Source organism: Pannus brasiliensis CCIBt3594, from assembly GCF_036688125.1.
Lineage (GTDB): Bacteria > Cyanobacteriota > Cyanobacteriia > Cyanobacteriales > Microcystaceae > Pannus > Pannus brasiliensis.
The window spans coordinates 43,638-63,517 of the sequence record NZ_JBAFSM010000008.1; the positions used below are offsets into that span (position 1 = coordinate 43,638).

At 53.2% G+C, this 19,880-nt stretch carries 20 protein-coding genes; 11 read left to right on the forward strand and 9 right to left on the reverse strand.

Translation table 11 applies throughout. The features are described 5' to 3' along the window. The first annotated feature begins 8 nt into the window (after positions 1-8). Both V0288_RS05520 and V0288_RS05525 read left to right on the forward strand, forming a co-directional pair. Complete coding sequence (locus V0288_RS05520) at positions 9-1,223, forward strand: efflux RND transporter periplasmic adaptor subunit (protein ID WP_332864038.1); 1,215 nt, start codon at positions 9-11, stop codon at positions 1,221-1,223. 91 nt (positions 1,224-1,314) lie between these two features. After that, the gene (locus V0288_RS05525; protein ID WP_332864039.1) at positions 1,315-1,869 is read left to right on the forward strand and encodes a DUF4126 domain-containing protein; all 555 of its coding nucleotides are present in this window, start codon (positions 1,315-1,317) and stop codon (positions 1,867-1,869) included. 12 nt (positions 1,870-1,881) lie between these two features. Here the strand turns inward: V0288_RS05525 and V0288_RS05530 are convergent, their stop codons facing one another. Next, complete coding sequence (locus V0288_RS05530; RefSeq protein WP_332864040.1) at positions 1,882-3,456, reverse strand: hypothetical protein; 1,575 nt, start codon at positions 3,454-3,456, stop codon at positions 1,882-1,884. A gap of 266 nt (positions 3,457-3,722) precedes the next feature. Between V0288_RS05530 and V0288_RS05535 the strand changes: the two genes are divergently transcribed. After that, positions 3,723-4,454, forward strand: coding sequence for a hypothetical protein (locus tag V0288_RS05535; protein ID WP_332864041.1), 732 nt, complete (start codon positions 3,723-3,725; stop codon positions 4,452-4,454). A 47-nt stretch (positions 4,455-4,501) separates the two neighbouring features. On the opposite strand, the gene pnuC is transcribed toward V0288_RS05535, so the two are convergent. Both pnuC and V0288_RS05545 read right to left on the reverse strand, forming a co-directional pair. Next, complete coding sequence (pnuC, locus tag V0288_RS05540) at positions 4,502-5,146, reverse strand: nicotinamide riboside transporter PnuC (protein ID WP_332864042.1); 645 nt, start codon at positions 5,144-5,146, stop codon at positions 4,502-4,504. 195 nt (positions 5,147-5,341) lie between these two features. After that, the gene (locus V0288_RS05545; protein WP_332864043.1) at positions 5,342-6,370 is read right to left on the reverse strand and encodes an AAA family ATPase; all 1,029 of its coding nucleotides are present in this window, start codon (positions 6,368-6,370) and stop codon (positions 5,342-5,344) included. Positions 6,371-6,608: 238 nt separating this feature from the next. Here V0288_RS05545 and V0288_RS05550 point away from each other — a divergent pair, with 238 nt between their 5' ends. After that, a complete protein-coding gene (locus tag V0288_RS05550; RefSeq protein WP_332864044.1) occupies positions 6,609-7,691 on the forward strand; it encodes an ATP-dependent 6-phosphofructokinase in 1,083 nt (360 codons plus the stop codon). A 79-nt stretch (positions 7,692-7,770) separates the two neighbouring features. Here V0288_RS05550 and V0288_RS05555 read toward each other — a convergent pair whose 3' ends face one another. Continuing rightward, complete coding sequence (locus V0288_RS05555) at positions 7,771-8,205, reverse strand: hypothetical protein (RefSeq protein ID WP_332864045.1); 435 nt, start codon at positions 8,203-8,205, stop codon at positions 7,771-7,773. A gap of 465 nt (positions 8,206-8,670) precedes the next feature. On the opposite strand from V0288_RS05555, the gene V0288_RS05560 reads away from it, so the two are divergent. From V0288_RS05560 to V0288_RS05575, 4 genes are all read left to right on the forward strand, one after another. After that, positions 8,671-9,843 (forward strand): FtsW/RodA/SpoVE family cell cycle protein, encoded by a 1,173-nt coding sequence (locus tag V0288_RS05560; RefSeq protein ID WP_422661906.1) that lies wholly within the window; start codon positions 8,671-8,673, stop codon positions 9,841-9,843. A gap of 162 nt (positions 9,844-10,005) precedes the next feature. After that, positions 10,006-10,545, forward strand: coding sequence for a type IV pilin protein (locus V0288_RS05565; protein ID WP_332864046.1), 540 nt, complete (start codon positions 10,006-10,008; stop codon positions 10,543-10,545). Between the two features lie 167 nt (positions 10,546-10,712). Beyond that, on the forward strand, positions 10,713-11,210 hold the full coding sequence (locus tag V0288_RS05570; protein WP_332864047.1) for a type IV pilin-like G/H family protein: 498 nt from the start codon (positions 10,713-10,715) through the stop codon (positions 11,208-11,210). 5 nt (positions 11,211-11,215) lie between these two features. Then, positions 11,216-12,031: a hypothetical protein gene (locus V0288_RS05575; protein ID WP_332864048.1), complete on the forward strand. Its 816-nt coding sequence runs from the start codon at positions 11,216-11,218 to the stop codon at positions 12,029-12,031. A gap of 22 nt (positions 12,032-12,053) precedes the next feature. On the opposite strand, the gene V0288_RS05580 is transcribed toward V0288_RS05575, so the two are convergent. The 4 genes from V0288_RS05580 to V0288_RS05595 form a co-directional block, all read right to left on the reverse strand. Next, complete coding sequence (locus V0288_RS05580; RefSeq protein WP_332864049.1) at positions 12,054-12,293, reverse strand: hypothetical protein; 240 nt, start codon at positions 12,291-12,293, stop codon at positions 12,054-12,056. Positions 12,294-12,342: 49 nt separating this feature from the next. Next, positions 12,343-12,639 carry a YkvA family protein gene (locus tag V0288_RS05585; RefSeq protein WP_332864050.1) on the reverse strand — a complete coding sequence of 99 codons (297 nt, stop codon included), beginning with the start codon at positions 12,637-12,639 and terminating at the stop codon, positions 12,343-12,345. 206 nt (positions 12,640-12,845) lie between these two features. Further along, the gene (locus V0288_RS05590; RefSeq protein ID WP_332864051.1) at positions 12,846-13,622 is read right to left on the reverse strand and encodes an MBL fold metallo-hydrolase; all 777 of its coding nucleotides are present in this window, start codon (positions 13,620-13,622) and stop codon (positions 12,846-12,848) included. A 203-nt stretch (positions 13,623-13,825) separates the two neighbouring features. Next, a complete protein-coding gene (locus tag V0288_RS05595; protein WP_332864052.1) occupies positions 13,826-14,413 on the reverse strand; it encodes an anthranilate synthase component II in 588 nt (195 codons plus the stop codon). Positions 14,414-14,493: 80 nt separating this feature from the next. Between V0288_RS05595 and V0288_RS05600 the strand changes: the two genes are divergently transcribed. Both V0288_RS05600 and V0288_RS05605 read left to right on the forward strand, forming a co-directional pair. Then, positions 14,494-14,616 (forward strand): hypothetical protein, encoded by a 123-nt coding sequence (locus tag V0288_RS05600; RefSeq protein ID WP_332864053.1) that lies wholly within the window; start codon positions 14,494-14,496, stop codon positions 14,614-14,616. Positions 14,617-14,832: 216 nt separating this feature from the next. After that, positions 14,833-15,363, forward strand: coding sequence for a DoxX family protein (locus V0288_RS05605; RefSeq protein ID WP_332864054.1), 531 nt, complete (start codon positions 14,833-14,835; stop codon positions 15,361-15,363). A gap of 208 nt (positions 15,364-15,571) precedes the next feature. Here the strand turns inward: V0288_RS05605 and metK are convergent, their stop codons facing one another. Beyond that, entirely contained in the window at positions 15,572-16,825 is a 1,254-nt protein-coding gene (gene metK / locus V0288_RS05610; RefSeq protein ID WP_332864055.1) for a methionine adenosyltransferase, read from the reverse strand. 699 nt (positions 16,826-17,524) lie between these two features. Between metK and pcrA the strand changes: the two genes are divergently transcribed. Continuing rightward, a complete protein-coding gene (gene pcrA, locus V0288_RS05615) occupies positions 17,525-19,855 on the forward strand; it encodes a DNA helicase PcrA (RefSeq protein ID WP_332864056.1) in 2,331 nt (776 codons plus the stop codon). Positions 19,856-19,880 lie beyond the last annotated feature (25 nt).

Genomic DNA, 19,880 nt, shown 5'->3' on the forward strand with positions numbered 1-19,880 from the left:
CTCGCCGTATGATTCCCGCGAGACTTCTGCCGATTATCCTGTTCGCGACCGTATCGATCGGTTGTACCCCCACCCCGAAAACCGAATCCGGCCCCCCGAAACAACGTCCCACCACCGTCAATGTCGCCGCCGCGACCGCGGGAACCGTCGGCCGCGCCCTGTCCTACACGGGGACGACACGACCGTTACAAACGGTCTCGGTACGATCGCGCGTCGAGGGTCAATTATTAAACCTTACGGTAGATGCGGGCGATCGAGTGACGCGGGGACAGGAGTTAGGACGACTCGACGATACCCTCCTCGCCACCGCGGTTCGGCAACAGCAGGCGCAACTAGCTTCCCTAGAGGCGGAGTTAGGACGGGCGAGAATCGAGGTGAATAACGCCAAAATCGAGGTCGATCGGCTGGAATTACAGTACCAACAGGCGAAAAACGATGCCGATCGCTTTAGCCGGTTGGCCGCGGAAGGCGCGATCCCCTTACAACAGGCGGAAACGGCGCGCACCACGGCGGAAGTCGCCCTAAAAGCCGTGAAAAGCGCCCGATCGAGAATTCAAGTCGAGGAACAGGTGGTCGCGGGGATTCTCGGACGGATCGCGGCGCAGAAATCGGTGATCGCCCAAGAACGTCAGAAACAATCCTACGCCGTCCTGATCTCTCCCTTAAACGGCGTGGTTCTGGAGAGAACGAGCGAACCGGGAAATTTAATTAGTACCGGCGGCGAAGTATTGAGAATCGGCGATTTCTCGCGGGTGAAAGTGGTCGTTCTCGTGTCGGAACTCGATTTACAGAGGATTCGCGAGGGACGATCGATAAATTTGACTCTAGACGCGTTCGGCGATCGAACCTTTACCGGTCGGATCTCCCGGATCTCGCCGAGCGCGACGGGAACCGCGCGCCAGATCCCCGTCGAGATCACCCTTCCCAACCCGGACGCGACGATTAAAGGGGGATTGTTAGCGCGGGTGACATTCGCTCCCGACGCGCCGCCGACGGTGATCGTCCCGGAGGATTCGATCGCGCGCGACGGTGAAAAAACGGCGATTTTCGTGCTTTCTCCCGCGTCCGATCGGGTGGAAAAACGATCGGTCCGCGTCGGCGAAATTATCGACGGTCGCGCCGAGATCCTCTCCGGTCTGGAACGGGGGGAACGTTTCGTCGTCAACAGTAGTAAACCCCTCAAAGACGGGGAGAAAGTCCGCGTGAGTGTATTATCGAAGTAAAGCCCTCCGATTTCGCGTTCTCTCCATTGCACCGTCCTCTCTCCACATCCGAAGCCCTCTCTCGATCGATTTCCGAACCGTTACATCCTTTATGCTCACCGGCCTATTAGCGGTACTTTCGGCGGCGGCGGCGGCCGGTTTGCGCGTCGCCTTACCCCTATTGGTCATCGGACTAATCCGTACCGAATTCTGGGAAAATATCCCGTTTCTCTCGCGGTTTAACCCGCGGGTTTTGCTGACTATTTTGATCGTTTGGTCTTTATTCGAGTTATTCGCCTCGAAAAACCTCTTGGGACAACGCGTGTTACAGGTTTTCTCCCTGATCGGTAGCCCGATCGTCGGCGCGCTGATCAGTGTTGCCGTGGCGAAAGCGATCGGCCCGTCCGAACTCCCCCTCTGGTTACTCGCGTTACTGGGGGGATTATTGGCGTTAACCATCAAATTAGTTCAGATAGGTTGGTTTTTCCGTCTGCGCGGTCTACCACTCTGGGTAACGGCGATCGAGGATCTTCTCTGTATCGGGTTGGTTTTCTTCGCCTTCCGCGCGCCCCAACAGGGGGGATTGATCGCCCTCTTCCTCCTCTGGCTCGTCATTCGCAGTTCCACGGCCTGGCGGAAATGGTATCTTCGGGGTCGATCGAAGTGAGGGAGTGGATCGTCAATCCCGTCCCCCGCGACGGTTTCTCGATCGCCGTCGTCGCGGTTGCAACCATCGCCAGATCCGGATAATCAGTTCCTCGATCCAGAGGATCATCGTGTCTAACCACGCTAAAATCCGCTCTAAGGGGTGCTTTTCGTAACCGACGGGGGTATATTGCGTTTCCCACCATTCTGACTCGCTCTCGCTCGGTGTATCCGGGGCGATCCGATCGATCCGGTTCGGCGAGGACGGCACCGGTCGCGTCTCCTCCGGCGGTTCCACGGGCGCGATATCGGTCGGGTTCACTTTCGGCAGGACGATCTCGGCTCGGGGCTTGGTTACTTTTTGTATCGATTTCGGGCTTGATTCTTGACTTATTTTGTGTTTCGTGTTAATAGGGGGCGGCGGCAGAGGAACCGAGTCGGGTAGACGAGCGGGAATCGATTCGGTGATTTCTGGCGATTCTCGGGGATAGGGTCGGGTATTGGCGAAAAGATCGTCCACTTCTAACCAAGGGTCGTCATCGCTCGCGGAGAGGGAGGGAACGGTCGCGGGAGCGAAAAAGTGATCGATCGCCGCTTGAATAATTCGGGCGATCGAGAAGGGATCTTCTCCCGGTCGCGTTTCGATGCCGTCTTGTACCCGTCGGACGGAGACGGTTTCCCGGACGGTTACGGTGCCGGTTTCCGGGAGAGAGAGGGTTTCGTTAGCGTCCCCGATCGAACTTCCGGACGCGCTGAAAAAGTGATCGATCGCCCCGTAAATCAACCAGTACAAGCGCCACGCGCGGGATGTTTCCGAGTCGGGTAGCGCGGTTTCGGGGACGGTTTCGATACTCGCGCTTTCCGGGGGAACGATCGAACCGTTGACTTCGGGAATCGTGGTGAGAGATTTGGTTTCTAACTCGGCTAACCGTCGATCGATCGCCTCGATAATCGGGGTGATCGCGATCGGGGGAAGGGGAATTTCCGGGGGAACCGAGATCGGGGGACGGGTGGGAACGATCGAGGATTCCCCGAACAGATCGATCGTCATCGCGACCGGCCCGGTCTGTTCCCAGCGGATCAATTCCCAAAACCAACGGATCGGGGGGAGAACTTTTTCTTTGGTTTTTTCAAAGCTAGGGGGGAGGGATAACGCTTTCCGGTTCGAGCGATCGAGTTGACGGCGATCGTGATAATAATTCGCGAGCGTCGCGACGATCTGTTTCTGTAATTTCTCTTGAAAAGACGTATCGGCGATCGGGATCGTTCGTTCCTTCTCCGTTACCAACTGTAACTCGTGATTCTCCAAATCGGTCGCGATGCCGGTGACATTGATTTCCCCGACGGCGATCGTGTCGAGAAAGCGATCGATCTCGATCGTCGGGGTTTCCGCGACGGGGGATAATTGTTTCTGTACCGCTTGCCCTAAACCGGTTCCCATCCTTCTCGCGCTCTGTACGAGGAGGTAAATCGGGTACAGGACGATCTGGAATCCCAGCGAGAGAGTATTCCGCGCGCTTCGGGTGGCGCGTCCGAGTCGATCTTTGAAACGGTTCGATCGACGGACGATCAGCTTGAATAGCCGACTTTTATAGGGAGAAGAGGGCATGGATTTCCGGAGGGGGCATTCTTCTCTAGAGTAGCTTACCACGATGGCTCGCGAGCGCGGGTAGCTTGTCCGGAGCGGGGTGCGGTTTCCCCGGTAGATCCGCGACTCGCGCGACGACAAAAACAACCAAATTTCGCCAGTAAAAAGGCTGAAAACGGGTTCGATCGCTCTTTTTACGCGAAGTTTTGTAACAAAACACTTCCGCCCGTTAAAGGCTTGATTATAATTTCGGACAGAAATTTACAATTCAAGCGTAATTTGGCATTATGTTACGAAAATTCGCTTTTTTAGGCGGTGGAATGGCTTCGATCGCCCTTGCCACCCTCTCGATCGCCGTCGATCAACCGGCCGCTCGCGCCGCTTGTCTGATCGCCGATGGTTCATCCTACACCGATCGACCGTATAACCAAGCGGATGTTATCGCCTCTTTCGCGGGATCGAATTGCACGGCCGTCACGTTAACCCAGGATACTACCTTCTATCGTTATTACAGTTTCCCGCTCTCGCCGAACGTTAATAAAGGTCGCTACCTGACTAGCGATTTTTTCGATCTTAATTCCGAAGCGATCGTCAAATTAGCCCTATATCCTTTCCCTCCCAACGTACAATTTCAAAATTTCGCCTACTTCCGAGAGGAGGTATTGGTCACAGCGGGGACAACTCTCTATCAGGGGATCGCCGGCCCTCAACCGGTGAGCGACCCGAATTCCTGCTACGCGGGAGGGGCCAGCCAATTTTTCTACGACGGGCCGAACGTTAGTAATAATTCAAACATCACCTTCACCTACGATGCCGACTTAACGCGAGATACCCGATATATCAATCCCTACGGAGTCGGCGATCCCTGCGGTATCCAAGTTCCCGAACCCTCACCGATTTCGAGCGTGGGAGCGATCGCCGCTCTCGGTTTCGCGGCCGTCTTCCACCGCTCGTTAACCGCTCCGAAAAGAAGGAAAAAATCGTTCCCGGCGATCGAGAGAATTTCGGTTAAGCGCTAAAAAAAAGGAGTTATTTTTTCTCGCTCTCCCCCCTGTTCGGGCGAAAATTAACGCTCCGTCGCTCTAGTCGCTTTTTTCCAGGTTCGTAATCCCCCGATCGCCATGACGAGTAAAATCGCGTACAGCAGGGAGAGAAAGATCACCCCTTTCGCGCGATAGAGTCCGATGGCGATCGAATCCACGACGATCCAGTAATACCAACTCTCCACGTATTTCCCCGGCATCAGCGCCATCGCGGTAAAACTCATCCCCGTCGTCAGCGCGTCGAGATAGGGAAAATCCGCGGGTTCCGGGAAGATAACGGGAAGAAAAAGGTGTATTCGGCTCATTATCGCCCCCCAAACCATCGAGACGGCGATCGTCCCCGTAGCGATCGCCAGAATCCGCACCGGGGAACCGTAACGGGTTTTTAACGTTCGATCGCTTTCCCGATCGCGCCATCGCCACCACCCGTAAATACTGACGATTAAATAATAAATCTGCTCTAAAAAATCCGAATACAGGCGGATCTGGTAAAAAAGCACCATATACAGCAGAACGCTGGCGATACCGACCGGCCAGGTTAAAATATTCCCTCTCGCGATCAACCATACCGATCCCAGATAGAGAATCGTCCCCGCGAGTTCGAGATAACTGACGGAGTAACCCAAAACCGTGAAAGCGATCGAATTCACGCTCCAAAATTCCAGCATTCACAAGACCTCTCGCGGAATTCAAAAATTGTCCTGTGGTTAGGGAGTCAGGAGTCAGGAGTCAGGAGCCAGGAGGAAGAATAAAGAAGATTATAAGTAATTTTTTTAGTAAATGCCTATTTATCATCTACAATTCCAGTCTTTGAAGTTTTTAGACCATCGAAAATGAATTGTGCAAGAGGTCTATTGTTATCCCTAGAAATTCGCATCGGATGAGAATAATTCTAAAAGATTCCCGTATTTTCGGTATCGTGATAGTACGCGCTTCACGAATCCTACCCTGGTTTCTAAATCGCCGCGTAAGCGGAAAAAAGGTACTTTCCGAAGAACGAGATCGCTAACGACCCGCTTTTGAAAGATCGTTCGATCGACTTCCCCGGAACGATCCCAAGTATCATCGTAAGGGATATCCGTCTCGCACAGGAAAACCAGATCGTACCGGGAAATCGCTGTAAGAGCGAGATTCGCCAATTCCGGGGCGACCCGATCGTGATAGTGTAGGGAAAATTGATAGGTAGTCAGCGCGTTCGTATCGGTAAATAGGTAACGATCCGCTTGTTGTACGAGAATTTCCTCGCGTTCGAGATGTCCGCGCGCGATCTCTACCAATTGCTCGATCGAGAGTCGTCGATCGACCTGATACTTTTCCCAGTATTCCCGTCCGTACTCCGGCATATAAACCGTAGCGTACTCTTCCGCCAGACGACGCGCGATCGTCGATTTGCCGGTGGAAGGCGCGCCGAGAAAGACTATATTCGCGATCAGATCCCGATAGACGCGGGGGTGCAAATACTGGCGCCATCGTCCCGGATCTTGTCGGATCATCGTCCCGGAGATAGGAACCGTTTGGCGATCGGGATCGACGAGACGATTTACCGCGCCCAGTGCCAAGCTCATGTGTCGCCCGTAAAACTCGCTAGAGTAAAAATGGCTGATTTTTTGCGATCCGAGCCGTCTGAGAATATAATCTTCCTGTTTTTGCCGAATTTCTGGGGTATTGCCCACCTCGATCGGGCCGTCCCAAGCCTCAATGACATCTACCGTCGGATAGATTTCTCTCAGCCAGTTCGATCGAACCGTCAGGGGAATCTCGCTCACATCCGGACAATCGTAAACGACCGCGATCACCTCGTCCATCTCGGCCAGAGCCGTTTCGATAACTAGCTGATGGCCGCGATGGAAAGGCGCGAATTTCCCCAGCGTTAACCCCCGTTTTAACGACATACTTTCCTCGATATCGACAATTTCTCGCGGAGGCAGGAGTCAGAAGGCAGAAGGCAGGAGATGAGGGAAGGTAAAGGCGAAAGGATTCAGAAAGCTCTTTTCCCCTTCCCCATTCCCCCGAAAAAATTCCCCATCTCCCCAACCCCGCGGATCGATCTGGAAACATCCTTAAATTTCCGTCGGTGGCGGGTATTTTGACTCTACATATAAAGACGTTACACGTCTATGCCGACAACCTATGGGTGAAAAGAAACGTATTGGCCTGCTGACCAGCGGGGGGGACTGCGCGGGGTTAAACGCCGCGATCCGATCGGTCGTCTATCACGCGACGGGAACTTACGGCTGGGAGGTGGTGGGAATTCAAGAGGCGACCAACGGATTGATCGCCCGTCCCCCGCGAACGATCGTCTTCGACCCCGAGAGAGTCGATCGCCTCCTGGTGATGGGGGGAACCGTCCTCGGAACCACCAACAAGGGCGATCCCTTCGCTTTCCCCATGCCCGATGGAACCCTCGTCGATCGCTCTCAAGAAATTATCGACGGCTATCATAGTTTAGGATTATCCGCCTTGATCGGTATCGGTGGCGACGGGAGTTTAGCCATTTTACGGCGGATCGCCCAGCAAGGGGGCATAAATCTCGTCGGTATTCCGAAAACGATCGATAACGACGTGGGGGCTACCGAGGTCTCGATCGGTTTCGATACCGCGACCAATATCGCCACCGAAGCGCTCGATCGACTGCACTTTACCGCCGCCAGCCACAACCGGGTGATGATCCTGGAGGTAATGGGACGGGACGCGGGCCATATCGCTCTCGCGGCCGGGATCGCGGGCGGCGCGGACATTATTCTGATCCCCGAAATTCCCTACCAGATGGAAAAAGTCTGCGAGAAAATCCGCCAACGCCAGAATATGGGTAAGAATTTCTGTCTAGTGATCGTTTCCGAGGCGGTACGCACCGAAACCGGCGATCGACTGTCGGAAAAGAAAGCTCTCGGAGAGGATCGTCTCGGGGGGATCGGTCGCTATCTCGCGGAAGAGATCGCCAAGGACACCGGCGCGGAAACCCGCGTCACCTTTTTGGGGCATATTCAACGCGGGGGGATTCCCTCGCCGATGGATCGACTGTTAGGGGCCGCTTTCGGGGTCGCCGCGGTCGATCTGATCGCGAGAGGGGAATTCGATCGCATGGTCGCCTGGCAAAACCGTCAGGTAGTCAGCGTTCCCATCGAGGAAGCCATCAAAACCTATCGCGTCGTCGATCCTCAAGAAACCCTCGTCAAAACGGCCAGGGGTTTGGGCATCTGTCTGGGAGATTGAGAGGATTCGAGCTTTATCGAGTTCAGGATAGTTAAACGATACCCCGTCGGAATCGGGCGGGGTATTCGTATTATTCGGGTTATTTCATCCGTAATCGATAGTTATTGTAGTTATTGAGCGGAACGCCTCTTTGATAAATGCCCCGTCCGTAATCGTTCCGATAAGAATTCCCCGGATAGGGTCGATATTCATCCCGTCCGTAGCCACGAGGATAATCCCGTCCCGGATAGTAAGGGTTATATCCCCCGCGATAAACGCCCCGTTCGTAACCGTTTCGATAATAATTCCCCGGATACCCGGTATTGTACGCGCCCGGATAATTCCGGTCGTGATAACCGTCCCGATAGCCGCAACGATAGCCGTTCGATCGATAACCATCGTTGCCGATAATCACGATTCCCGCCGATTCCCCGCTCGATAACGGCGAATCTACCCTGATTTCCGTTTCCGCGAGTACCCGGCCGGCCGGCAACAGCGCGGATAACAGTAAAGCGATCGAAAGAATTCTTTTCATAAGATCTCTCCCGGAATTCAAGAACTGTCGTTTGATTAAGGATTCAGGAGTCAGGAGGAAGAATAAAGAATTTTAAAGTTAAAAGCTGAAGAGAAAACCTATTTATTTTGTATAATCCTAGTTTTTGAAGTTTTTAAACCCTCGAAAACCGATCTCGCTTCGAGGTCTATCGTTTCTTTCCCTCTCTATCCCGATCCTAGCTCGGACCCCCGAGACTCGCCCGTGTTTTCACGGAGGTCGGGCGATCGCTCTCTTATCTCCCGACCGGAAACCAACGGGTTACAAGCCTCCCCGTTTTAGGGGAAAAGTGTCGGGCTGGAGTTCGAGATCCCTCTAAACATCCACCTCCTGCCTCCTGCCGACCGCCTCCCGCCTCCTCTGACCCCGATCGCCCGCGGAACAAAGCTCGATCGAGGCCGGTCTTTTCGGCTAATCTGTGAGATCTACCCTTCTTCTCGAATCTCCGTGTGGCAATATCTTTTTCCCATTTTCGACCCCGACGTGAAAAACTGGCCGGTAGAGGCGCGACTTTTACGCTGGATGACTTTATTCTGGTTACTGGTCGGTCTCGCGGTTCTTTTCTCCGCCTCCTACGCCCTGGCCGATAGTCGTTTCGGGAATGGACTCTACTACTTTACCCGTCAGGTAATCTGGGTGTGGGTGGGCTTGATCGTGTTTAACTCTCTCGTGCGATCGCCCCTACAAAATCTCCTCAAGATCGCCCCCTGGATGATGTTATTAGTCCTGGGATTGATTCTCTTCACCCTCGTCCCCGGCCTGGGAGAGAACATTAACGGCGCGACGCGCTGGATCAAACTCGGGCCGATTCTCCTACAACCGTCGGAATTCATGAAACCGTTTCTCGTGCTACAGGGGGCGGCGGTTTTCGGCGGTTGGTATCGTCTCTCGATCGCTCAGCGTTTCACCTGGATCGGTATTTTCGGGCTGGTTCTCGCCGCCATTCTCCTCCAGCCGAACCTGAGTACCACCGCTCTCTGCGGCATGACCCTGTGGTTAATCGCCCTCGGTTCCGGATTGCCCCTCGCCTACATGGGGGGAACCGCCCTGTTAGGGGTGACGATGGCCGTGGTTAGCGTCACCTTTCGCGAGTACCAGCGACGGCGGATTCTCTCCTTTATGAACCCCTGGGAAGATCCCCGCGGCGATGGATATCAATTAGTGCAAAGTTTACTGGCGATCGGTTCCGGGGGCCCGACGGGAACCGGCTACGGTCTCTCGCAACAGAAGTTATTTTACCTTCCCTTTCCCGATACCGACTTTATTTTCGCCGTTTTTTCGGAAGAATTCGGTTTTATCGGCGGGATACTACTGTTATTAATGCTTTTAATCTACGGGACCCTCGCCCTACGCGTGACGATCCTGTGCCGTCATCGGGTGAAACGGTTAGTAGCGCTCGGCTCGATGGTCGTTCTCATCGGTCAAGCCCTACTGAATATGGGCGTGGCTACCGGTTCCCTACCGACCACCGGATTACCGTTCCCCCTGTTCAGTTACGGGGGCAGTTCCAGTCTCGCCAGTCTTTTCCTCGCCGGTCTGCTAATTCGGGTCGCTAGAGAGGACAACGAGACGGAAAACGTTCCCAAGACACGAAAAAGACCACGAAACCTGACCGCTTGAGACGAAAGCACCTGAACTTGTCGATTTAAGCGAACTAGGGCGGGGAGGGAGAGGGAAAAAATAAATCTCAAAAAATTTTTTTCCGGGGTGATAGGTTCTGTTGTCAACGTGGGTAAGTTGTATCTAGGAAACAAATAACCCCCTACCACGGGACAGAAAACTATGAACTCTCAATTCCAATACAAGCTTCTGCAAACCTTAAACAAAAAAAATCGTGACAAAGGTTTCACCCTGATCGAACTGCTCGTCGTCGTCATCATCATCGGGGTTCTCGCCGCCATCGCCCTCCCCAACCTTCTCGGTCAGGTCGCTAAAGGCAGACAAGCCGAAGCTCGTAACAACCTCGGTACGATCAGCCGCGCCCAACAAGCCTACCGTTTGGAAAGTGGTTCTTTCGGTAATTTCTCGACCACTACCGCGAACAACCAACTGCCGGTTTCCGTAACGGGTCAATATTACGCGTATCCTGATACCAATACCGTAGGTACCGTAACTCCTCAAGCCGCTGTAACTAACGCTACCTCGATCGCCACGTATACGAACGATATTCGGGATTATTCCTCCGCCGTCGGTCAGAGTTCCGCCGGTGCTTTCTCTACCGTCATTTGCGAGACGAACGATCCCACGACCGCCGTTGTTAACGCGACCGTAACTAACGGTGTGGTTCAGGCTTGCGCGGCTAACAGTAAAGCGGTTAACTAGACATTTCCCGCGGATAGCTTAAGCGGTCTAGCTTACAAAAATAAATTTTACAGCTTGCGGAAGGGGAAAAGTATGGTTACTTTTCATTCCTTCCGCTTCCGATTTCGGGGTCGTCCCAATTTTTGGTCGGCTCGTTGTTGCATTCCTACTAGATAGGCTCGGATCAAATGAAGCGTTACGATCGGACATTTAACCGCATTCGACGAAGAAAATTCGAGGGCTTTACTTTAATTGAATTATTAGTAGTAATTATCATCCTCGGTATTCTCGCCGCTATCGCCCTACCCCAACTACTCGGGCAGGTCGCCAAAGGTAGACAGGCGGAAGCCCGGAACACTCTCGGGGCGATCAATCGCGCCCAGCAAGCCTACCGTTATGAAAACGGGGTTTTCGCTACTCTATCCGACTTACCAACGAAAATACCGACCAAGTTCTACAGACTTAACCAGGTGGGAGCCGCCGACGCGATTGGCTCCGCGTACACCGCGACTGCCGAGGCAGAATTCAATAACGATATCAAAAACTACGCGGGAGCGGCGGGACAGACCCCTTTGGGAACCTATACGGGGATTGTTTGCGAGGACGAAAACCCGTTAGATGATAATGTCGCTACCAGTAACACCGTTGGTGTACTGGCTTGTGTTAATGGCGTTCAAGTCAAGTAACGATTATGCTGAATTCTAAACCGCGTCTCGATGCCCCTTTATTCAAAACTCTCGGATTAATCGGTATTATCGGCGCGTTGATGATTCTCGTCATCGGATTGCAACAACCCAAGGTCAAGACGCTCACCCGCGAGAAAATATTAGAAAGAGATTATCAAAAAGAAAATCGCGTCGAACAGTTGCAGGTGGAACTCCTCAAAAATCTGCCCGCTTTCGGTTTTGATAATATGCTCGCCAACTGGGCGTTACTCCAGTTTATCCAGTATTACGGTGATGTGGACGCTCGCAAACAAACCAATTACAACCTGAGTCCCGATTTTCTCCAAGCGGTTGTCAAAAACGATCCCAAATTTACCCGAGCCTATATGTTAATGTCTATCGCCTCCTCGGTGAACGCGGGAAAGCCGGAGAGAACGATCGCTATCACGAACGAGGGGCTGAAAAAACTGACTCCCGATATTCCGGACGCTTACTATGTCTGGCTTTATAAAGGCGTGGACGAGTTATTATTTATGGGCGATATCGAGGCGGCCAAACATTCCAATGAAATGGCCGCGGAATGGGCGAAAATCGCGGGCGATTCTTTCATCGAAAAATCCGCCCGCGGTACGGTGCATTTTCTGTCCACCAACCCCGATAGTCGCGCGGCGCGGGTGGGCGCGTGGTTGCTCGTTTGGGCTAACAGCCAGAATGAAGAAACTCGGAAACTGGCGGCGGAAAATATTGAAAAATTAGGCGGGAAATTAGTGGTGGAGGGAAATAAACTCATCGCGATCCCGCCGAAGGATTCCGTTTCCGGCGGGAAATCCGGCGGGAAATAGATCCGGTATCGATCGAGATTCCCTAACCGATCTGACGGGCTAGGTCTTGGAACGCTTCCGTTTCTTGTAGGGCGATAAATCCCGCCTCGCTCTCCCAGTTGGCGATCGCTACCACGCGGGAACGATCGTCACTAAACTTCAATTTCGAGGCGATAAATCCCGAGCGAACCGGCATGACCTCGGTATACAGGTGTTGGATTTTCTCGATCGCCGTCTCCCGATTATCGACGGGAAGAACGAAAGTACGGGTGAAGGTGATCATCGATAGTTCGGTCGCGATAACAATACGGTGGGAGCGAGAAGAAAGAAAATTACGGTAGGGGAACTTCCACGGCCTCGGTCTCGACCTCGACGGGTTTTTCGGTTTTGGTGTCCGTTACCCCCTTGCGACGGTTACGATAGTCGAGAACCAGTCTCGTTAACTCGGTGGTCAGAAGAGTCACCACGATCCCGTCGTCGATCCAACCGATAATCGGGAAAACGTCGGGAGAAATATCGATCGGGCTGATAAGATAGGCGAGCGTTCCGAGAATGATTAACCAGCGATATTTAGGATGGCTAATTTTCCCTCTATACCAGTTGTAAAAAGATTCGACGATCGGTTGCATGGGGGGGTTCCTCGTTGACTTCACTTTCGATCTTGTCAGGTTTCCCCCGGAACGCGCGGTAGGGATCTCCCCCGACTCGGTAGGGTTTTCCGGTCGGATTCGCTCGGTTCGGGGGGGAGCGATCGAGAATCACCCGACCGGATTAACCCGAGAGAATTAGCGCGTGAGGTGGGAAAGATCGCCCCCGAGAGCGCGAGACCCGATCGCTAGGTTTTTTGCAGGAGTTTTCGATAGTCAAATACCCGGATCAGGGTTCCCTGTTTCGGCAGATCCGCTTTTCGCACCCGTAGGCGATCGTCCTGGATAACCCGCACGTTTTTATCCTTGACTAACTTGAGAAATTCGTCCACGGAAACCAGTTCGCAGGCCTGGGAATCGGCGGCGCCCGTGAAATACTGCGTCGGGATGGCGATCCGCGGTTGCAAGACCTCGATCGCCGCTTTGGCCTCTTCCGGAGTATAGTTTTTCGGCCCGCCCCCGACGGGAATCAGGGCGACATCGGGAACGCCGAGAAGAATTTTCTGATCCAGCCCGATGGGGGCCGCCGCGCCGCCGAGATGCACGATATTCATTCCCGCTTGCGACCAACGCCAGATGACGTTTTTGCCGAAACGTTTTCCTCCCTGTCGATCGTGGTCGATACTGATCCCCTGGATCTTGAAACCATCGATCTCGTAAGCGCCGGGTTCAAATAACACTTTCGGATTACCCGGTAGATTTTCCGCCGCCCCCTCGTCCCAGAGTTGACTGCTGATCAGCACTAGATCCGCCTCGACCCGCGGGAGACGGAATCCCGCCGTACACCCGATCGTCCGAAACGGATTGACTAAAATTCGTTTCCCGGACCCGGTGAACAAAAAGCAACTATGCCCCAACCACTGCACTAACAGGGAATTATCGGCTTTCGGGGCCGCGAGTACACCGGTCGCGCCCGTGGCTAGTAGACTCGTTCCCGCGTAGTAAATAAATTGTCGCCTTCTCATGGAAATAAATATCGATCGGGTAAAACAAGGGAATCGTGGGTGTGGGAGGCGGGAGCCAGGAGGCAGGAGGGAAGGGTAAATGGTGAAAGGGTAAAGGTGAAAGCATTAAGAAAGCTCTTTTCCCTTTTCCTAAAGCCCTTTTCCCTGAAAAATTCTCCCGTCCCCCCATCTCCCCGTCGCCCCATGTCCCCTCTATTTAGGAACTAGAGCGATCGTAAAAAGTTTCGTAAAAGCTCTTTGCCCTCGGTGGTGAGGATACTTTCCGGGTGGAATTGTACTCCCTGAACCCGCGGGTAGTCGCGATGGCGCACCCCCATCACCGTGCCGTCCTCTACCCACGCGGTAATCTCCAGGGTGTCGGGGAGGGTGGAGCGATCGATCACCAGACTATGGTAGCGGGTGGCGGTAAACGGATTCGTTAACCCCGCGAAAACGCCCGTATCGTTGTGGTAGATCTCGGAGGTTTTCCCGTGCATCAACACCGGCGCGGAGATCACGTCCCCCCCGAAAACCTGACCGATGCTCTGATGACCGAGACAAACCCCGAGAATCGGGAAACAGTGGCCGAGTTTCTCGATTAATGGTAGGGAAACGCCCGCGTCTTCCGGGCGACCGGGGCCGGGAGAGATGACGATGCCGTCGGGTTCGAGGTTTTTGATAGTTTCGATATCGATTTTATCGTTGCGATAAACCTCGATCGGGTTAGCAACGGGGAACTCTTCCGCTAATTCCCCCAAATACTGCACTAAATTGTAGGTAAAACTGTCGTAGTTGTCGATAACGATAATCAAGGGCGCTCTCCTTCCTCTGCCTCGATCGATTCCCTTTCATTCTACACGCCACGGCGATCGGGAAACGTCCCGATACAACCGTGCGGAATTCAAAAATTGTCCTGTGGTTAGGGAGTCAGGAGTCAGGAGTCAGGAGTCAGGAGGCAGGAGGCAGGAGGCAGGAGGCAGGAGTTAGGAGAAATAAGAAAGAATATTATAGCTAAAATTTTAGAAAACACCTATTTATCTTGTATAGTTCCAGTTTTTGAAGTTTTTAGACGATTCAAAACGAATCGCGCGAGATGTCTTTGGAAATCCCCCTGGCGAGATTTATGAATTTTTGTGACTAAAATATATTAAGAAACGTAAAGAGATCGATCGCTTTTTCTAATCTAGAGGGCGGTTCGATGGCAATTATCCCCTATCGCTACCCGATAACTATGGCTGTCACGCGTCTATTCATCAACCTTTTCAAGCCAAACCAGACCCCGGAATTCTGGAATCAGACCGCCTGGGCGATTCTGAGAGTCGCGGTCGGGATTATGATGATCCATAACGGTCTCGACAAACTCTCTAATATCGAGAGTTTCGCCACCGCTTACGTGTCGGTCATCGGTTTACCCTTCCCGATTTTCTTCAGCTACGTCGCCGCCTTTACCGAGCTAATCGGCGCACCGCTGGTGGCGATCGGATTTCTAACCCGTCCCGCCGCTTTCGGCTTATTTTCGACGATGTGCGTGGCCATGTACCACCATATCAAGGTAGCGGGGTTTAGTATTCCCTACCTCGAACTATCGTCGATTTACGCCGTCTGTTTCCTGTTTTTCCTCGTCAACGGCGCCGGACTTTTCTCTACCGACGCGCTGGTAACGTACTGGCTGGATAAATTCGCCCTGAGTCAGCGAGCGAGACAGGTGATGCTGTTGGAAAAATCGCTGAATCGTTCGATCTCCGAAACCGTGGAATCGTAAGTTTTGCTACTGAATATTGCCCGCGTTCCCATCTCGTCAGAGGTGGGATTTTTTGAAGCGTAGCGCGGTCTTTCCGGGGGCGAGAAGAGGCGAATATCGACCGATATTTTTCCATTTTTTTGTAAAATTCGCTGATTTACGAGAAATGGAATCAAAAAAGCGATCGATGAAGACATCGATCGCCACTCTACAACATTCAAACCACTAACTAGCTAACCGCGGCAGAAGCGAGAGCTTCCTTGAGGAGCGCCGCTTTATCGGTTTGCTCCCAGGGGAGGTCGAGATCGGTACGTCCGAAATGTCCGTAGGCGGCCACATCTTGGTAGAAGCGATCGCCCCGTTCGGCCGGTAGACCGCGGAGGTTAAACGTCTGGATGATGCCCGCGGGACGGAGTTCAAAATATTTTTCGACCAACTCCAGCAGAACATCGTCGGATACTTTCCCGGTTCCGAAGGTATCGATAAAGATACTCACCGGACGGGCGACCCCGATGGCGTAACCCGCTTGCAGTTCGCATTTCTCGGCCAGACCGGCGGCGACGATATTTTTCGCCACGTAACGGCAGGCGTAAGCGGCGGAGCGATCGACTTTCGTGGGATCTTTCCCGGAGAAAGCGCCGCCACCGTGACGGGAGTAACCGCCGTAGGTATCGACGATGATTTTCCGTCCGGTTAATCCCGCGTCGCCTTGGGGGCCGCCGATGACGAATTTACCGGTCGGGTTGACGAGATATTTGGTGTTCCCGTCGGGTTTAATGTCGATGTCGCTGAAAACCGGTTGTACGACCGCATCCCAGAGATCGCTTTTGATCTTCTGTTGGACGAGATCGTTATCGGTGATGTCGCCGATCGCCGCGTCGTGCTGGGTAGAGATTAAGATCGTATCGATCCCCACCGGACGACCATCTTCATAAATCACCGTCACCTGGGTTTTGCCGTCGGGACGGAGGTAGCCGAGTTCGCCAGTTTTGCGAACCGCCGCTAGACGACGGGACAGCCGGTGAGCCAAGCTAATCGGTAAGGGCATTAATTCCGGGGTCTCGTTGCAAGCGTACCCGAAAACGATCCCCTGGTCTCCCGCGCCGACTTTATCGAGTTCGTCATCGCTCAGTAAAACGCGGTTCTCCCGCGCGGAGCTAACTCCTTGAGAGATGTCGGGCGATTGTTCGTCGAGAGCGACTAAAACCGTGCAACTATTGGAGGAAAATCCGTTATCGGCATCGATATAACCGATTTCGGCGATTTTCTTGCGAACGAGACTCACGAAATTCACCTGCGCTTTCGAGGTGATCTCTCCGGTGATCAGTACCAGCCCCGTATTGACAACCACTTCAGCCGCTACACGACTGTGGTCATCCTGGGATAACAGGGCATCGAGGATGGTGTCCGAAATCTGGTCACAGATTTTATCGGGGTGTCCCTCGGTAACAGATTCGGAGGTAAACAGATAACGTTTCGTCAAGGCTTTTACCTCTTTACAAGATAGATTTCAAGATCCCTTAAGAATCTTTGATAATACAGTGTAACAGGGATGTCGTTCGGGTCAAGTCCCCGAGCGAGCCAATCGCGAGAAAATTCGATCGGCCGTCCCGGAAACGGCTTACGCGACGGGGTTTCGAGGAGATCGTCCGGCCGGGCGATGAATAGGTTGTAGGATGTGGGGACTCGGCGCGAGAGAGACGGGGTTTTCCCCTAGCCCCTACACGCGCCCCGAAGGAACCGATCGGGGAACTTTCCGTATTCCCTTTCGTCCGACAACAATCTATACTTTTTTTGATAAAGTCGATCGAACCTTCACGGACCGTCATCGATCGGCACGATCTCCAAAAGAAGAAACCGCCCGAACATCGTCCGGACGGAGTGTGGTGTGAGGAGTGAACGGAAACATTTGTCTCCGCTATTTCCATTGTAAGGGACAAGTCAGAAACTTGATAAGGTCTGGTGGGGGAGTTGTGAAAACTTCTCCTTTGCTTAAGGCTCGACCCGGAGGCGATCGATCCGGTTCCCGTCCGATGGTGTAGGCTGATAGTTACAGGCAGAAGGCAGAGGGCAGAAGGCAAGAGATAGTAGGCGGAAGGATCGATCGGGATTTCTTCGCCCCTCTACTTCCCGCCTCTTTACTCCCCACCCCTCCCCTTCCCGAATCTCTATCTTCTTACCGATGACAGTCCATCCCGACTATTTAGACCAACTCAACCCATCCCAACGGATCGCCGTCGAGCATAATCGGGGGCCGTTACTGGTCGTAGCCGGCGCGGGATCGGGAAAAACTAGCGCTCTCACCTATCGTATCGCCCACCTGATCCGTGTCCATCGCGTCGATCCGGAAAATATCCTCGCCGTCACCTTCACCAATAAAGCGGCGCGGGAAATGAAGGAACGGATCGAGAGAACTTTCGCGCGGGAACTCGCCGTGGAAAAACACGGCCAGCGCTTGGAATTATTGGGCGAGTACGAACAGAAAAAACTTATCTCTCACGTTTACCGAAATACTACAAAAAAGCTCTGGATCGGCACGTTTCATAGTCTCTGCGCTCGAATTCTCCGCTACGATATTAATAAATACCGCGACGAACAGGGTAGAACCTGGCAGAAGAATTTCTCGATTCTCGATGAATCGGACGTGCAGGGATTAATTAAAAATATCGCCACGAAACAATTAAATCTCGACGATAAAAAATTCGATCCCAAAAATATTCGCTACGCTATCAGCAACGCCAAAAACCTCGGATTAACTCCCGAAGAGTACGCGCGGGAAAATTCCCACTATCGCGGACGGGTGATCGCGGATGTATACAGAGAGTATCAAGCGCGGCTCGCGGAAAATAACGCCCTCGATTTCGACGATCTCATTCTGATCCCGGTGCGGCTTTTTCAACAGAATGAATCGATTCTCGGCTACTGGCACACGCAATTCAAGCATATTCTCGTCGATGAGTATCAGGATACGAACCGGATTCAGTACGAGTTAATCCGTCTGTTGGCGACGAACGGTGAAACGGATAAAAACGCTTGGGATTGGCGGGATCGATCGATCTTCGTGGTCGGTGACGCGGATCAGTCGATCTACAGTTTCCGGATGGCCGATTTCACGATTTTATTAAACTTTCAATCCGACTTCGGCGACGGTCTCCCGGATGACGATACCCGGACGATGGTGAAACTCCAGGAAAATTATCGATCGCGCGAGAATATCCTAGAAGCCGCCAATAAACTGATCGAACACAATACCCAACGGATCGATAAGGTTCTCGTTCCCACCCGCGGCGCGGGGGATAGTATCTATCTCTTTAAAGCCGACGATGAACGGGAAGAGGCGGATTTCGTCATCGATAAAATCCGACAGTTCGCGCAGGAAAACCCTGAGTTAAACTGGGGCGATTTCGCGATTCTCTACCGGATTAACGCGCAATCGCGACCGTTCGAGGACTGTTTAATTCGGAATAATATTCCCTACACGATCGTCGGCGGTTTTAAATTCTACGATCGACAGGAAATTAAAGACGCGATCGCTTATCTTCGGGCGATCGCCAACCCGGCCGACACGGTAAGTTTACTCCGGATCATCAACACCCCGCGTCGGGGCATCGGCAAAAGTTCGATCGAGAATTTGGTCAACGCCGCGCGGGAATTGGGGGTTCCGTTATGGGAGATTATCAGCGACGAGACTTCCGTGAACACGATCGCCGGCCGCGCCGCCAAATCGGTCAATAATCTAGCCGGAATCCTGCGGGAGTTTCAGGAGAAAATAGCCACCCTGTCCGCGAGCGAGATATTGAACCAGATCATGGAAGCTTCGGGCTACGTGGACGATTTAAAACGGCAGGGAACCGAGGAAGCGGATAACCGGATCGAAAATATCGTCGAACTGTATAACGCGGTCGTCCAGTTTCAGGAAGAGAACGAAGAAACCAGCCTCGCGGAATTCCTCGCCAATGCTAGTCTGGCTTCCGACCTCGACGATCTCAAAGAGGGACAGGAAAAAGTGTCCCTGATGACCCTACACTCCGCCAAAGGGTTAGAATTCCCGATCGTCTTTCTCGTCGGGCTAGAACAGGGCATTTTCCCCCATATCCGTAGTTTGAACGATCCGATGGCGATCGAGGAAGAACGCCGTCTCTGTTACGTCGGACTGACGCGGGCCCGCGAACAGCTATTTTTAACCCACGCTCGCGAGCGGTACGTCTGGGGGAACAAGGAAGCGAAAGTCCCCTCGCAATTCTTGCGGGAACTGCCGGAGGAGTTACTCGGCAGTAATCTCCCCGCGCGAAAACGCCGACAGGTGGCCGGTCAGGAGAGATCTATCGCTAGGGGGAAATCTGGAACTAGAGCCTGGTCGGTGGGCGATCGGGTGTTACACTCGGTTTTCGGCGAGGGAGAAGTGACCCATATCCTCGGTAGCGGGCGGAAAACGAGTCTAGCCGTTAAATTCGCGGGATTGGGGCAGAAAATCCTCGATCCTACCCTTGCCCCGATGGAACATATCGACTAGGATGTTATTCTACAAAGAGCGCGGG